The sequence below is a fragment of the Candidatus Pelagibacter sp. HIMB1715 genome, from assembly GCF_052047595.1.
In the GTDB taxonomy this organism is placed as follows: Bacteria; Pseudomonadota; Alphaproteobacteria; order Pelagibacterales; family Pelagibacteraceae; genus Pelagibacter.
The window spans coordinates 51,401-66,536 of the sequence record NZ_JBNAJY010000015.1 but is presented as its reverse complement, the minus strand read 5'-3'; the positions used below and the strand labels follow the sequence as shown (position 1 = coordinate 66,536).

The 15,136-nt window shown below is 31.8% G+C and carries 17 protein-coding genes; 2 read left to right on the top strand and 15 right to left on the bottom strand.

The annotated features are described in order from the left end of the window. Positions 1–2: 2 nt before the first annotated feature. The 4 genes from rplS to ffh are packed head-to-tail and all read right to left on the bottom strand — an operon-like array spanning position 3 to position 3,094. Positions 3–557, bottom strand: coding sequence for a 50S ribosomal protein L19 (gene rplS / locus ACTTAY_RS04615; protein WP_440672548.1), 555 nt, complete (start codon positions 555–557; stop codon positions 3–5). A gap of 16 nt (positions 558–573) precedes the next feature. Continuing rightward, positions 574–1,260: a tRNA (guanosine(37)-N1)-methyltransferase TrmD gene (gene trmD / locus ACTTAY_RS04610; protein WP_440672547.1), complete on the bottom strand. Its 687-nt coding sequence runs from the start codon at positions 1,258–1,260 to the stop codon at positions 574–576. 14 nt (positions 1,261–1,274) lie between these two features. Then, the gene (gene rpsP, locus ACTTAY_RS04605; protein WP_440672546.1) at positions 1,275–1,718 is read right to left on the bottom strand and encodes a 30S ribosomal protein S16; all 444 of its coding nucleotides are present in this window, start codon (positions 1,716–1,718) and stop codon (positions 1,275–1,277) included. A gap of 17 nt (positions 1,719–1,735) precedes the next feature. Then, entirely contained in the window at positions 1,736–3,094 is a 1,359-nt protein-coding gene (gene ffh / locus ACTTAY_RS04600; RefSeq protein WP_440672545.1) for a signal recognition particle protein, read from the bottom strand. 166 nt (positions 3,095–3,260) lie between these two features. On the opposite strand from ffh, the gene dapF reads away from it, so the two are divergent. Together dapF and ftsY are read left to right on the top strand one after the other, a co-directional pair. Then, positions 3,261–4,085, top strand: coding sequence for a diaminopimelate epimerase (gene dapF, locus ACTTAY_RS04595; RefSeq protein WP_440672544.1), 825 nt, complete (start codon positions 3,261–3,263; stop codon positions 4,083–4,085). Further along, positions 4,085–5,002, top strand: a complete 918-nt coding sequence (gene ftsY / locus ACTTAY_RS04590) for a signal recognition particle-docking protein FtsY (protein ID WP_440672543.1) — start codon at positions 4,085–4,087, stop codon at positions 5,000–5,002. Before dapF ends, ftsY begins: the two co-directional genes overlap by 1 nt. Here the strand turns inward: ftsY and ACTTAY_RS04585 are convergent. The 11 genes from ACTTAY_RS04585 to ACTTAY_RS04535 all read right to left on the bottom strand — a co-directional run bounded on the left by ACTTAY_RS04585 (position 4,995) and on the right by ACTTAY_RS04535 (position 15,136). Then, positions 4,995–5,558 carry a hypothetical protein gene (locus ACTTAY_RS04585; protein WP_440672542.1) on the bottom strand — a complete coding sequence of 188 codons (564 nt, stop codon included), beginning with the start codon at positions 5,556–5,558 and terminating at the stop codon, positions 4,995–4,997. The genes ftsY and ACTTAY_RS04585 overlap by 8 nt on opposite strands. A gap of 49 nt (positions 5,559–5,607) precedes the next feature. Further along, complete coding sequence (locus ACTTAY_RS04580; protein ID WP_440619081.1) at positions 5,608–6,324, bottom strand: alpha/beta hydrolase; 717 nt, start codon at positions 6,322–6,324, stop codon at positions 5,608–5,610. 85 nt (positions 6,325–6,409) lie between these two features. Further along, positions 6,410–7,315, bottom strand: a complete 906-nt coding sequence (locus tag ACTTAY_RS04575; RefSeq protein ID WP_440672541.1) for a DMT family transporter — start codon at positions 7,313–7,315, stop codon at positions 6,410–6,412. A gap of 17 nt (positions 7,316–7,332) precedes the next feature. Then, positions 7,333–7,509 (bottom strand): hypothetical protein, encoded by a 177-nt coding sequence (locus ACTTAY_RS04570; RefSeq protein ID WP_179850415.1) that lies wholly within the window; start codon positions 7,507–7,509, stop codon positions 7,333–7,335. Next, entirely contained in the window at positions 7,510–8,838 is a 1,329-nt protein-coding gene (locus ACTTAY_RS04565) for an amidase (RefSeq protein ID WP_440672540.1), read from the bottom strand. 6 nt (positions 8,839–8,844) lie between these two features. Beyond that, positions 8,845–10,206, bottom strand: a complete 1,362-nt coding sequence (locus tag ACTTAY_RS04560; RefSeq protein ID WP_075505833.1) for a TRAP transporter large permease — start codon at positions 10,204–10,206, stop codon at positions 8,845–8,847. Next, positions 10,196–10,780 carry a TRAP transporter small permease subunit gene (locus tag ACTTAY_RS04555; protein ID WP_440650848.1) on the bottom strand — a complete coding sequence of 195 codons (585 nt, stop codon included), beginning with the start codon at positions 10,778–10,780 and terminating at the stop codon, positions 10,196–10,198. Before ACTTAY_RS04555 ends, ACTTAY_RS04560 begins: the two co-directional genes overlap by 11 nt. A 76-nt stretch (positions 10,781–10,856) precedes the next feature. Beyond that, on the bottom strand, positions 10,857–12,017 hold the full coding sequence (locus ACTTAY_RS04550; protein ID WP_075505835.1) for a TRAP transporter substrate-binding protein: 1,161 nt from the start codon (positions 12,015–12,017) through the stop codon (positions 10,857–10,859). Between the two features lie 125 nt (positions 12,018–12,142). After that, positions 12,143–13,216: an ABC transporter ATP-binding protein gene (locus ACTTAY_RS04545; protein WP_075505836.1), complete on the bottom strand. Its 1,074-nt coding sequence runs from the start codon at positions 13,214–13,216 to the stop codon at positions 12,143–12,145. Beyond that, the gene (locus tag ACTTAY_RS04540) at positions 13,209–14,288 is read right to left on the bottom strand and encodes an ABC transporter ATP-binding protein (protein ID WP_440650846.1); all 1,080 of its coding nucleotides are present in this window, start codon (positions 14,286–14,288) and stop codon (positions 13,209–13,211) included. The genes ACTTAY_RS04545 and ACTTAY_RS04540 overlap by 8 nt, the downstream gene beginning before the upstream one ends. Further along, entirely contained in the window at positions 14,288–15,136 is an 849-nt protein-coding gene (locus tag ACTTAY_RS04535) for a carbohydrate ABC transporter permease (RefSeq protein ID WP_075505838.1), read from the bottom strand. Before ACTTAY_RS04535 ends, ACTTAY_RS04540 begins: the two co-directional genes overlap by 1 nt.

The window sequence follows — 15,136 nt, the reverse complement described above, 5'->3', positions numbered from 1 at the left end:
AATTATTTTTTTTCTGAAGTACTTTCTGTTGATTGTTCGGCAGTAGCTTCCTCTGTCTTAGGGGCTTCTTCTTTTGGAGCTTCTGCAGCTGATGCTGCTTCTACTTTAGGAGCCTCTTCCTTTGGAGCTTCTGTTGGTGGTGCTACATTTTCTTCAGTAACTGTTTCAGGTTTTGCATCAACATCAATACCAATTTTTTTTCTAATTTTTTCTGCAATCCTTGCTGATTTACCTGTTCTATCTCTTAGATAATATAATTTTGCTCTTCTTACTTTTCCTGATCTAATAACTTTAATTGAGTCAATTAGAGTTCCATAAAGTGGAAATGTTCTTTCAACACCTTCACCAAAAGAAATTTTTCTAACTGTGAAAGACGAGTTTAAATCTCTGCTTTTTTTTGCAATACAAACGCCTTCAAAATATTGAATTCTCTCTTTTTTTCCTTCTGTAATTCTAACACCTACTTTAACTACATCTCCAGGGTAGAATTCAGGTATCTTTTTTTCTGAAAGTATTTTTTTAACGTTATGTTGATTTATCTCTTCAATTGTTTTCATAGTTATATTTATCAAATTAATTCTTCTTATATTTTTCCCATAAATCTGGTCTTCGGACGCGTGTTATAGCCTCAGATTGAGATAAACGCCAGTGTTTAATTTTACTGTGATCTCCTGACAAAAGTACTTCTGGAACCGCTTTTTCCTCCCAAATTTGAGGTTTTGTGAACTGAGGATACTCTAATAATCCATTTTCAAAACTTTCGTTTACCGTAGAATTCTCATTTCCCAGAACACCGGGTAAAAGTCTCAAAATACTATCAATCACCACAAATGCTGCTGACTCTCCTCCTGATAAAATAAAGTCTCCAATACTAACTTCTTCTATATTTCTCGTGGTTAACACTCTTTCATCAACTCCTTCGAAGTGTCCACAAATTATCGAAACCGATTTTTCCTTTGATAGTTCTTTAGCGTAATTTTGATCAAATTTTTTTCCTTTTGGAGATAAATATAATATTTTTTCTCCCTCATTTTTATTTTGATCTAATGATTTTGCTAATACATCAGCTTTCATCAACATACCTGAACCACCTCCATAAGGAGTATCATCTACAGTTTTGTGTTTATCATCAGCAGCATCTCTAATGTTTACTACTTTTAAATTCCAAATATTTTTAGACATTGCTTTTCCATATAGACCTTTAGACAAAGGACCAGGAAAAATATCTGGATAAAGTGTAAACACTTGAGCTTGCCACATATACTGTCCTCAGTTTATTTTTTTTCCTCAGCTGGAGCTTCTTCTTTTGGAGCTTCTGCTGCTGGAGCTGCTTCTGCTGCTGGAGCTGCTTCTGCTGCTGGAGCTGCTTCTGCTGCTGGAGCTTTAGGGGCTTCTGCACCATCTTCCTCTTTTTTATTTCTTTCTTTTTTAGGAACAGCTTTATTTGGATTATTTCCAGCTGCTGGCATAGGGATTAAATCATTTTCACCTAAAATTCTTGCAACTCTTGTTGTTGGTTTAGCGCCTTGACCTAGCCAATATTTAATTCTTTCAGCTTCAAGACCTACTCTTTCTTTTTTATCTTTAGGAAGTAGTGGGTTAAAAAAACCAACTTTTTCTATAAATCTTCCATCTCTTGGGAAACGACTATCAGCTACAACAACTTTGTAAACTGGTCTCTTTTTAGAGCCTCCCCTTGATAATCTAAGTTTTAACATTTGTTCTCCTTATTTTATTATTTTAGTTTATTAAATAGCTCTGGTGGTATCCCTTGATCAGACATACCTTTCAGATTTCCTTTTGACATCTTTTTCATCATTTCAGACATCATTTTAAATTGCTTAAGCAATTTATTGATAGTGGCTGGATCTGTGCCAGAGCCATTAGCAATTCTTTTTTTTCTTGAACCATCAATTACTTTTGGATTTTGTCTCTCTTTTTTTGTCATTGATAAAATAATAGCTTCGTTTTTTGTTATAATACTTTCGTCAATCCCTGCTGAATCCATCTGAGATTTAATTTTAGATACTCCCGGCATAAAAGACATGATTCCCTCAATGCCTCCCATTTTTTTCATTTGTCTTAATTGAGAAAGGTAATCTTCCATAGAGAATTGACCCTTTTTTAAATTTTCTTCAGCTTTTTTAATGTTCTCTTCACCTAAATCTTGAGCAGCTTTTTCTACAAGAGAAACAATGTCCCCCATTCCTAAAATTCTATTTGCTATTCTATCTGGATGAAATACCTCAAAATTTTCTATTTTTTCCCCTATACCCAAAAATTTTATTGGAACATTTGATACATATTTCATACTCACGGCAGCTCCACCTCTTGCATCACCGTCAGCTCTAGTTAATATTATTCCAGATAAGTTAACTGTGTTTTTGAACTCTTTTGCAACTGAGGCAGCAACTTGACCTGTAAGAGAGTCCGCTACTAAAAAAGTTTCTGCTGGATTAATTATGCTCTCAATTTGTTTGATTTCGCTCATCATTTGTAAATCAATTTGAGTTCTACCAGCTGTATCAAACAAAATTATATCTGCTCCATTTAGATTTGCTGCACTCATTGCTCTTTGGCAAATATCAGTTGGTTGTTGACCTTCAATAATTGGAAGTGTCAAAATATTATTCTGTTCACCTAAAGATCTAAGCTGTTCTTGTGCTGCTGGCCTATAAATATCCAAACTGACCATCATCACTTTTTTCTTTTTGTTATCTTCTAAATATTTAGCTAATTTTGCAGTAGAAGTTGTCTTACCCGAACCCTGCAAACCAACCATCATCATAGGAACTGGTGGTACAGCATTTAAATTTATATCTGCATTGCTAGAACCTAATAAGTTTACTAGCTCATCGTAGACAATTTTTACAACCATGTCTCCAGGAGAGGTTGATCTTATGATTTCTTGTCCTAAAGCTTTAGGTTTTACGTTTTCAACAAATTCTTTTGCAACATCTAAAGAAACATCTGCCTCAAGCAATGCTTGCCTAATACTTCTCAAGCCCTCATCTACCTGAGCTTCATTCAGAGAGGGTGCTTTTTTTAAAGAAGAAAAAATTTCTTCAAATTTATTTGTTAAATTTTCAAACATATATTTTTTTGTTACGCATAGCAGTAACGCACTAGTGGGCGAACTCTCGCTGACTAGTGTCGATCTCTTTGTTTCCAAAGACACCGCAAAGTTAATGTTTTTGCGGAAACGGCAACAACCTATAATAGAGGTTCAAAAAGTCAATAAATAAGTTAAATATCTAATTATGAATATTAAAGCATTTAAAATGGACGGTTTAGGCAATGATTTTGTAATTATTGATAATAGAGAAAAAGTTACAAATCTTACCAAAGACCAAATAATTAAAATTTGTGACAGAAACTTTATAGGATGCGACCAACTTATATTAATTAATAAAGACCAAGAATACGATGCTTCAATAGAATTTTTTAACTCTGATGGTGGGGTTTCTGGTGCATGTGGAAATGGTACAAGGTGTGTGGCTGAGTTATTAGGAAAAGAAAAAAATAAAGACACGATTATATTAACAACTTTATCTGGCCATTTAAAATCTCATATTTTAGGAGAAAAATTAGTATCTACTGAAATTGGTTTGGGCAGAACTAAATGGAATGAAATTCCATTATCTGAAGAATTAGAAACTAAAAACTTAAATATTAAAATTGTTGATTCAAATAATAATGAATTTTTTGGAGGAACGGCTGTTAATGTGGGAAATCCTCATATAATTTTTTTTGTAAAAGACAACGAACAATTCGATATAGAAAAAATTGGCCCAGAAATAGAAAACCACAAACTGTTTCCAAAAAAATGTAATGTCACAATAGCTACAATAATAAATAAAGAGTTAATAAAGGTAAAAGTTTGGGAAAGAGGAGCTGGTTTGACAAAAGCATGTGGAACTGCAGCTTGTGCTACTGCCTTTGCTGCTAAGCAGGCTGGACTTGCTAGCGATAAAGTTAACATCGAATTTTCTACTGGAAGATTGACGATATCTATAGATGAAAAAAATAGTATCCACATGAAAGGTCCTGTTTCTGATATAAAAGAAATCGATATAGAAATTTAATGGGAATTTTCGAAAAATTTAAATCAGGATTTAAAAAAAGTGCTTCAGCTTTTACATCGGGCCTAAGAGATATAGTTGTCAAAAAAGAAATTGATGACAAAACTTTAGACAGAATTGAAGATTATTTAATTCAATCAGACGTTGGTGTAGCTTCTGCTTCAGAAATTAGAGAGATAATCTCAAAAACAAAAATAGATCCAAACAAAGATTTAACTGCTGAGATAAATAATATTCTTAAAGACTACATTATCTCAGTTATGAAACCTTTAGAAAACAATGAATTTTTTAAAAATAAAGAAAAACTTAATGCCATTTTAGTATCCGGAGTTAACGGTGTTGGCAAAACAACAACTATTGGCAAAATCAGTAAAATATTAAAAGAAAATGGAAATAAGGTTATGTTGGCAGCATCAGATACCTTTAGAGCTGCTGCTATAGAGCAATTAGAAAATTGGGCAAAAAAAACTAATGTTGAAATTACAAAATCTTCACAAGGATCTGATCCTGCATCTGTAGCCTATAAGGCAATAGAAACTTCTATATCAAACAATTTTAATCAAGTTTTAATTGATACTGCTGGAAGACTGCAAAATAAAAAAAACCTAATGGAAGAATATAAAAAAATAGCAAACGTTACAAAAAAAATAGATGAAAGTGCACCTCATGATGTGATTTTAGTTTTAGACGCAACTTCAGGCCAAAACGTTTTAAATCAAGTTGAAGAATTTAATAAAATTATCCCAATTACTGGCTTAGTGATGACAAAATTAGATGGAACAGCTAAGGGAGGAATACTTCTGGCTGTAGCCAAAAAGTATAAAATACCAATTATTGCACTTGGTTTAGGTGAAAAGGAAGATGATCTGCAAATTTTTGAAGCTGAAAAATTTGCTGATGCCTTTACACAAATTACTTAATTAAATTACTAGATATTAAAGGTTTATAGAAACTACATCTATAATTGTCCTTAAATTTGTAGTGTCCGCAGTCCTTTGCAATAGAGGAAATAATGAAATCAAACTTTCCATTAGTTGGATATAAATCTAATTTCTTTTCAAGAATATCGTATTTGAAATTTACTTTTAAACTTTTAACAGCACTAATCATTACCAATGTTTTGTTATCCTTTAATAGATAATAAGCAAAATCATCTGGAAAAACTGGAAAATTATATTCCTTTAAAAAATTTTTTGCTTTTCTTGGAAACCATTCATAAGAAATCAATGGTGATGATACTTCTGTTTTATAATCATATATATAGAGATCTTTAGGGTAATCATTGATGTAATTACTTACTTCCCCTTTTGCTAATATAGCCTTTTCTCTTGGTTTAAAATACAAAGCAAAATTTTCATCATGCGAGTTCATTTGATCAATAAAAAATAAATTTTCAATTGAAGACAAATTTTCTTTAGAAAAAGAAGTTCCTGAAATAAGAAAAGTCAAAAAAATATAAATGAATAATTTCTTCATGATTAGAAATTAGTTAGAATTTTTGGAATAAAATTGTTTTGATTGTGGCTTAATTTAAACTTTTTATAAATGAACTTAGTTGGAAAACCATATTATTATCAAATTCCATCATATGATCGTCATGTTTGGTAAAATAAGATGACTTTGGATCATTTGCTAAATCAAACATCTTCTTTCCCATTGAAAAAGGTACAATTTGATCTTTTTCGCCATGCATAACTAAAACTGGAATATTAATATTTTTTATTTTTTCATCATTTTTATATTTATCTTTCAATATTAGAGAGACAGGAATGTATGGATAAAAATTCTTAGCTGCAGCAATCATTGAAGTGAAAGGTGTTTCTAAAATTAAACCAGCATATTTTTTATTTTGAGAAACCTCAGTTGCAATTCCTGTGCCAAGCGACTCTCCATAAATTATTAAATCACTGTCACTCAAACCTTTATTTTTAAGCCAGTTAATTGCGCTTTTTCCATCTTCATATAAAGCATTTTCAGATGGTTTTCCTAAATTTCCACTAAATCCACGCCAAGCGATAATTAAAAAATTTACATCCATATTTTTAAAATGATTTAATTTATGAATTCTATTTTCTAGGCTTCCTGCATTTCCATGAAAATAAACAACGGTCTTAAATTTTTTCAAATCTTTTTTATGAAACCATCCTAAAAGGCTAATGTTATCTGCTGTTTGAATTTGAACTTTTTCTATTTCTACTTCTATTTTATCTCCTGAATAATTATTTTCCTGAGGATGATACATTAGATTTCTTTGAAATATAAAAAGATAAGCTAGTAAAATAAAATATATAACTAAGATCCAAAATATAATTTGCAAAATTAATTTCCTAGGTTTTGGTATCATAATTTTTCTTTGCTAAGTAAACTCCAATAAAAACAAGTATAGTACCAATATAATGAAATGTTTCTAAATTTTCATCAAACAATATAAATCCGTAAATTGCTGCATAGATAGTAAATACATACAAAGTAAAACCAGTAAGTGAAGCTCCTAAGCTTTCTTGAGCTTTAGTATATAAAGTAAATGCTATAATTCCTGGTGAAACGGCTGCAAATATAGTCCACAATAAAAAATCAGAATTAAATATAGTTTGTTCAAAATAAATTTCTTCTGCCAAATAAAATGGAAATAAACTTACTGCACCAAAAAAAGATATCATAGAAAATCTAGTAAAAATCGATAATTGAGATTTCCAGTAAAATAAATAAATCGAATATAAGGCCCAGCCGATCGCAGCTGCCAACATCCATAAATCTCCAATGGTGAAATTTAAATTTAAAAGTAAATTTAAATCTCCTTTAATAATAATTGCTAAAACTCCAACTAAACACGAAATCAAACCAATAATTTTTAATAAATTAATTTTCTCTTTAAAAAATATTGCAGAAATTATAATTATAAAAATAGGAGATGAGGTATAAATAATTCCCATATTTGTAACAGTTGTCGTTTTACCTGCTAAAAAAGGAAAAGCCCCACAAACTCCACATCCCATTGCTCCTAGAAAAAATAATTTTGAGTATTCGTTTTTAACAACTTTGAAATTTTTTTTTAATGATGAATATGTGAAAGGTAAAAGAAGTAAAAATACAAACGTCCACCTCCAAAAAGCCAATGAAATTGGGGGCACAAACTCAACACCACCTCTAGCAACAATTAAATTAGATGCCATAAATATTGGTTGAATAAATAAAAGAGATAAAGCTAATAAATTTTTATTTTGATTAGACAATTGTATATTAAGAAAAATTATTTTTTATCGAAAAACGCTTCGTAAACCATCATAAAGATTGCTCCACCCATCAAAATATAAACAGGAAGAACATCAAAAAATCCAATCATCGATGATCTAGTCAACGTTGTTGCAAGCCCTACTAAAAAAGCAATTGCAAGAAGAGAACCTAAAAATGTTGTAAATTTTTGCATTTAATTATTACATTCCTTTTCTAACCAATTAGCAACACCTAAAAATCTTTGATCATCATATTTTGCACCAATTAATTGAACACCTAAAGGTAAATTGTTTTCACCTTGAAGTATAGGTAATGATATACAAGGTGTACCTAAATAAGACCATACTTTATTAAATTCTGCCGTTCCTGTGCTTTTTAAACCTTTCAGTGCTACTCCGGGACTAGATGGGGATAAAACTCCATGATAATCCTCAAAAACTTCCTTGTAAGATTCATAACTTCTTTTCATAAAATCTATAGCTTCTGCATATTCTTTTGCGGAATGTTTGTTACCTTTTGAAATTGCATCTTGCATATACTTAGATAATTTTTTCTTATATTTTTTATAATAGAGTGAAAAATTATTAGCTAAATCTGTCTCATGAATTATTTGATGGTATTTATGAATATCTTTAAAGTACGAAGGTGTATCAAAAACTTCGATATTATTTTTGAATGATTTTATAAAGTATTCAAATGCTTCTCTTGATTTTTTTCCAAGAAGCTTCCAATGATCAGTTTTGTAAAAAATAAATTTAGGATCAAACAAAGGTCCTTTTTTTGTTTCTACTAACATTTCATCACTAGAGTAATGAACTGTTGCTGTATCATAATTATCTTTTTTGATTAAAGTTTTAGCAAGAAGAGCAACATCTTCTACCGATCTTCCAAAAACACCAATGTGATCTAATTTTTCAGATGTTTTAAGAACTCCATTTCTACTTATTAATCCATAACTGGGCTTATAACCAACAACTCCACAATAAGATGCAGGTCTTATAACCGAACCTCCTGTTTGAGAACCAATTGCAAGCGGAGCCATAAAAGAAGCTACTGCTGCAGCAGATCCACTAGATGATCCACCTGGAGTTCTAGAATAATCATGAGGATTTGTAGTTTTTGGGGGACCTAAAAAAGCTAATTCAGATGTTGCTGTTTTTCCCATCACAATCGCACCAGCTGAAATTAATAAATCAACTATTTCTGCATTCTGAGAATATGATTTACCTTTCCTTATTGATGTTCCACATTCTGTAGGCATATCAAGAGTTCCGACAATATCTTTTACTGCAACAGGAATTCCATGAAGTGGGCCAAGAGGTTTTCCTAAATTTCTATGATCATCCGCCTCTGCTGCTTTTTCTAATAAAAGTTTTTTGTCAAAGTGCGCCCATGCTTTTACGTCTTTTTCAAATTTGTTTATTCTGTCGATATAAATTTTGCACAACTCTACTGAAGTAATTTGAGAATCTTTAATTTTTCCAGCAAGTTCTTCAACTTTTAACGAAAAAACATCTGTCATTTTTTTTTATTGTGCAAATAAAGTTTCCGGCAACCAAAGTGCTATTCCTGGGAACATGTACATTAAAAACATTGCAAAAATTACAATTGCTAAGAAAGGCATTATTCCTCTAAATATATCCAAAAGTTCTACATTAGATTTTTGAACTCCTTTTAAATAATAGGCTGACATTGCCATTGGTGGAGTTAAGAAAGAAGTTTGCAAATTTAAAGCAATTAACATTGCAAAGAAATACGGATTAACACCAAATACCTCTAACAATGGCAAGAATATTGGAACAAAAATAATCAAAATTTCAGTCCATTCTAAAGGCCATCCTAAAAGGAAAATGATTATTTGAGTGATGATTAAAAACTGCCACGTAGTAATATTTATAGAAGTAAAGAAATGCTCAAATACTTCGTGTCCACCTAAATAAGAAAATACTGATGAAAAAGTCCAGGAACCGATAAACAACCACATAATCATTGCAGTTGTCTTAGCAGTTAAAAAAACAGACTCTTTAAAGTTTTGCCATTTAAGAGTTTTATAAAACCAGGATAAAAGAATTGCTCCAAAAGCTCCTGCTGCAGCTGCTTCAGCTGGAGTTGCAATACCTGCTAAAATAGTTCCTAAAACAAGCATAATTAAACCAAACAGAGGAACAAAAGAAACTAAAACTTCTTTTAGAATTTCACCAGTTGGCGGAATATCTTCTTTTGGAGGTCTAGGAGCAATCGATGGATTTAGCCACGCTCTAAACACTGCATACGCAATATAAAGACCTGCTAAAAGTAAACCAGGAAATATTGCTGCTGCAAAAAGTCTTAAGGGTGATAGTTGAGCTATTACGGAATAAACAATTAACATAATGCTTGGTGGTATTAAAATTCCTAAACATCCACCAGCACAAATTATTCCTGATGCAAATTTTTTGTCATAACCTGCTTTAACCATAGCTGGCCAAGCTAATAATCCCATCAAAGTTACAACGGCACCAATAATTCCTGTCGCAGTCGAAAATAATGTACAAGTAATTAAAGCTGCAACTGCCATTGATGCTGGAAGTTTGTGTGCAGCTAATCTAATTGCAAAAAATAATTTAGCTACAATTCCTGCTCTTTCAACAAGGTAGCCCATGAATAAAAATAAAGGTACAGCGGTAAGAACATTGTTGTCCATTACTGTGTAAGTGTTTTGAACAAACAATTGGAATATACGATTATCAAAAATGTGCTCCATCATTGTTGCATCGTAATAAGCAAAATATCCAAACCCAATTCCCATAGCCATTAAAGTAAAAGCAATCGGAAAACCTAAGAGAACTGCAAACAAAAACATACCCATCATCAAAATTGCAATTTCTGGATTTGTTAGACTAAATAACATTTTTTTCGTCCTCTTCTTGAGCTGTTCTCATTAAAACTTGTTCTGTTTCTTCTGCCACAACCATTCTTGCTGGCCATTGTCCTGTTTGAATACAAATAATTGATCTGAATACTTCGCTAATCCCTTGAATTATTAATAAAACACCAGCAGCTGGTATCATAGTTTTAACCATATAAATTTGAATTTGAGCTGGACTACTCCAACTAGTCTCTTTTATTTTCCAAGCAAGCGCTGCATACTCATATCCGTAAAAAGCTAATGCAATTACTCCTGGGAAAAAGAAAATAAAATATAATACTAAATCAATCCAAGCCTGGGTTCTTTGACTAAACAGTCTATATATAACATCTCCTCTTACGTGAGATTCCGTAGCTAAACAATAAGCACCTGACATCATTAAAATTGCACCATACATTTGCATACTAAAGTCAAAATTCCATAGCGTTGGAGAATTAAAAACGTAAGCCATCACTACTTCATAAACAGTTCCTCCCATTAAAACTACGATGCACCAAGAGAAAGCTTTTCCCATCGATGTGCTGAGAGTATCTGCAAATTGAATAAATGACTTCATATCAAAGAAATATATTAAAATACGTGTAAAAAAAAGGGGGTTTTTCAACCCCCTTTTAAATTTATTTTAAAGTTAATTAGATTTTAACTTTTTCGATTGGACCAAACTCATTTTCATAAGCTAATTTGTAGTTCGGTTGATTCATCAACAGATACTTCATAGTTCTCTTAGCGTATGCTTTTTGTGAGTCTACTACTTTCTTGAAGAAAGCGTCTTTAGCAGCAAACTCTCCTACAACTTTATCCCAGCCTTTTAATTGCTCAGCTAAAATTGCATCAGATGTTTGGTAAACGTTTACCTTATGCTCATTCATCAACTTAGCAAGGTCAGTTGAATATCTAACCAATGCTTTGAAGTAGTTATCTGAGTTTGCAGCGTAAGCAGCATTTCTCAAGATAGCTTGATGAGCTGGTGAAAGGCTATCGTATCTTTTCTTGTTAATCGGCACTTCAAACATTTCCTGAGATTGGTGGAAACTTCCTAAGTGATAATGTTTAGATACGTCTTGCATTCCAAACTGTGAGTCTGATGTTGGGTTGTTAAACTCAGCAGCATCAATCAAACCAGTTTTCATTGCTGGTTGGATTTCACCACCTGGTAACTGTCTTACAACCATTCCCATAGCAGTTAAAACGTTAGTCGCTAGACCAACAGTTCTATACTTCATACCTTTAACATCAGATACTTTAGTTACGTTCTTTTTGAACCAACCAAAAGGCTGTGCAGGCATTGGCATATGGAAGAAACCGTAGTAATTAAATCCTACGCTTTTTACAGCTTCATCATATAAAGCTCTTCCTCCACCATACTCCATCCATCCCATAACTTCTTGAGATGACATTCCGTATGAAGGACCTGTTCCAAAAAGAGATGCAGCAGGGTTTTTTCCGTACCAGTATGCTGTCACCCAGTGACCCATATCTACTACTCCAGAACTAACCGCTTGTCCAATTTCAGAAGTTTTTACAACTGCTCCAACTGGTTGAACGTCAATTTTTAATTTACCATCTGACATATCGCTAACCATTTTCGCATAGTCTGACGCCATTTCGAAAAAGATGTTAGCACCTGATGGCCAAGCAGCTTGCATTTTTAAAGTAACGTGACCGTCACCTAAAGCAATGTTTGGCATAGCTACTGCTGCTGCTGTTGCTGCACCAGTTGCTGCCGCTGCTTTGAAGAACTTTCTTCTTGAAGGAGTTTTAGAACTCTTCAAAGATTTCTTATTCTTAATCATTTATTCTCCTCTAGTTAATTAACTTGGCAAGCACTAAAACATATTTTCACATTAGAGTCTTTCTAAAAAGTAACCTAGAATGGGTTAGATAGGATTTTTTTACAATTATAGGTAGAATTTCAAACTTAAATTAATTTATTATTTTCGTAAATACAGCACTTTTCAGCTGGAATATGAAGTTTAATTTTTTCACCTGAAATTTCGGTTTCTCTATTAACTTTAGATTTAATTTCAAAATTATCCATTCTCGCAGTAATCAATTTGTAATTACCAAAATCTTCAACCTTTTGAACATTTACATCAACAAGATTTTCACTTTGATTTTTAGCAATTTTAATAAACTCAGATCTAATTCCTAATTTTATATTTTTATTTTTTAAATTAGACAAATTTGTATTCGTTTTAATTATTGTATTATTTATTTTAACAGTATTTTCTGAAGTTGCTTCACTATCAAATAAATTCATAGCAGGTGAACCAATAAAGTAACCAACAAAAGTTGTATTAGGTCTTTCAAATAATTCTTTAGGGGAACCTGTTTGCACAACCTCTCCTTCGCTCATCACAATTATATTATCTGCAAATGTCATGGCTTCGTTTTGATCATGTGTTACATAAACTAACGTTGTTTTGTATTGTTCGTTTATTTCTTTTAGGTTTCTTCTTAATCTAAATTTTAGATCAGGATCAATAACAGTTAAAGGCTCATCCATTAAAACTGCAGCAACATCTTCTCGTACCAAACCTCTTCCTAAAGATATTAATTGTTTTTGATCTGCTGTTAATTTTCGCGCAGGAGAGTTTAAAAAAGATTTTAAATTTAAAGTTTCTGCAACAGAATTAACTCTTTCATCTATTTTGGCTTTTGAAAAATCTCTGCACTTTAATGGAAAAGCAAGATTTTCAAAAACTGTCATGGTGTTATAAATTACTGGAAACTGAAAAACTTGAGCAATATTTCTTTCTTCTGTTTTTAAATCTGTAACATTCTTATCATCAAATAATATTTTTCCAGCTGATGGTCTTACTAATCCAGAAACAATATTTAACATCGTTGTTTTTCCACATCCAGAAGGACCTAAGATTGCATATCTATTTCCGTTCTCCCAAGTCATCGAAAATGGATTTAATGCATAAACTGGATTTGGATCATTTGGATTGTAAGAATGTGAGATATTACTTAAATCAATTTTAGCCATTGTTTCCTCCAAATGGTGAGGATGCTAATTTACCATCAGCAGCAAAGGCATAAGCTCTATCTATTTTAAAATCTATTTTAATCTTGTCATGAATTTTAAAATTCAAAACCTCTTCTATAGAAATAATAATTTTTATAGTTCCTCTTTTTAAATGGAGTAAAGTTTCAGAACCACTAATTTCAGCAAGCTCAACTTCAAATTCATGACCATTTTCATTAAGTTCAATATCGGAAGATCTTAAACCAATCTTTAATCCGCTATCTGTTAACTTTGATAAATGATTAGGCGCTTTAATTTCAATACCTTCAAATCTTATTTGCTCATTAGATATTTCTGCTTCAATAATATTCATAGGTGGGTCGTTAGAAATTTCAGCAACTTTTAAAGAACTTGGGTTCTCAAATATTTCTTTTGCTGGACCTACTTGTAGCACTTTCCCCTCATCTAAAACAATTACTTCTCCATTTAGTTCCATGGTCTCTCTTGGGTCTGTAGTAGAATAAATTAAAATAGTTTCATCAGCTAAACCCTTTGAAAACAAACTCTTAAATTCCTCTCTAAGCTGTTCTCTCAATTTGTAATCTAAATTAACTAAAGGCTCATCTAGCAATAATATTTTAGCATTTTTAACTAATGATCTTGCTAGAGAGACACGTTGTTGCTGACCACCAGACAACTCCTGTATTTTTCTGTTTTCATAGCCAACTAACCCAACTGATTTTAAAGACTCCATTACTTTATTTTTGATTTCTTCATTATCGATTTTTCTTTGTCTCAAAGGAAAAGCAATATTTTCAAATACATTTAAATGAGGGTAATTAATAAATTGTTGATACACCATAGCTACATTTCTTTGCCAAACTGGAACCTTTAAAAAATCCTTACCATCAAATTCAATAGCACCGCTATCTGGAGTTAAAAGACCAGCTATAGTTTTTAGTAAAGTTGTTTTACCTGACAAAGTTCTTCCAAGAATTGTGTATAAATTCCCCTCTTTAAAATTAAATGACACTTCATTTAAGTGATATTCTTCACTTGGTTTATAGGTTAAGTTGTTAGCAATTAAATTCATTATTTAATTGCTCCTGATAGGTTTCCTTTAGATAGATATCTCTCAACTATGAAGGCTACTATAATTAATGGTGCAACTGAAACCAGGGCAGATGCTGATAAGCTCCACCATGGAGTAACAGATGAGTTCAAAGCAACAATTTTTACTGGTAATAACTGTACTTCTGTGAAAGTTAAAATGAATGCAAAGAAAAAGTCTATCCATCCAAAAATAATACAAAACATACCAGCAACAATTAATCCTGGTATTGAGTTTGGTAGCACCACTTTTAAGAAAGCTTGATAAGGATTACATCCATCAATCAAAGCTGTTTCATCAATCTCTCTTGGAACTTTATTAAAGAAATCAACCATAATCCAAACTGCAATAGGCATCAGTAAAACAATATAAACTACAATCAATCCGACGAGGCTATCTAATAAATTAATTGAACTTAGAAATAAGAAAAATGGAATTGACAAAACAATTGGCGGCATAATTCTTTGAGAAATAAAGAAAAATGTAATGTCATTATTTTTTACAAAACCTGCTTTAAAGGTGTATCTGGATAAAGCATAAGCTGACAATGTGCCAAGAATTATACTAATTAAACTTGCAGTACAGGTTACAAATAAACTATTGAAATAAGGTTCTACTATATCAACTCCACCTTTAGCTGGAGATTTTATCAAAACTTTCCAACCCTCTAAATTAGGTTCAAAATCTACCCATGGTATATACGTAACTCCCCCATTTACAGATTGAAAATCTTTAAACGATGTAGTTAAGGCCCAAAGAAAAGGAGCAACAACAAAAACTGCCCAAAAGACAATAAAAAAATATTTTAAAAATGTATAAAGCTTGCTCAT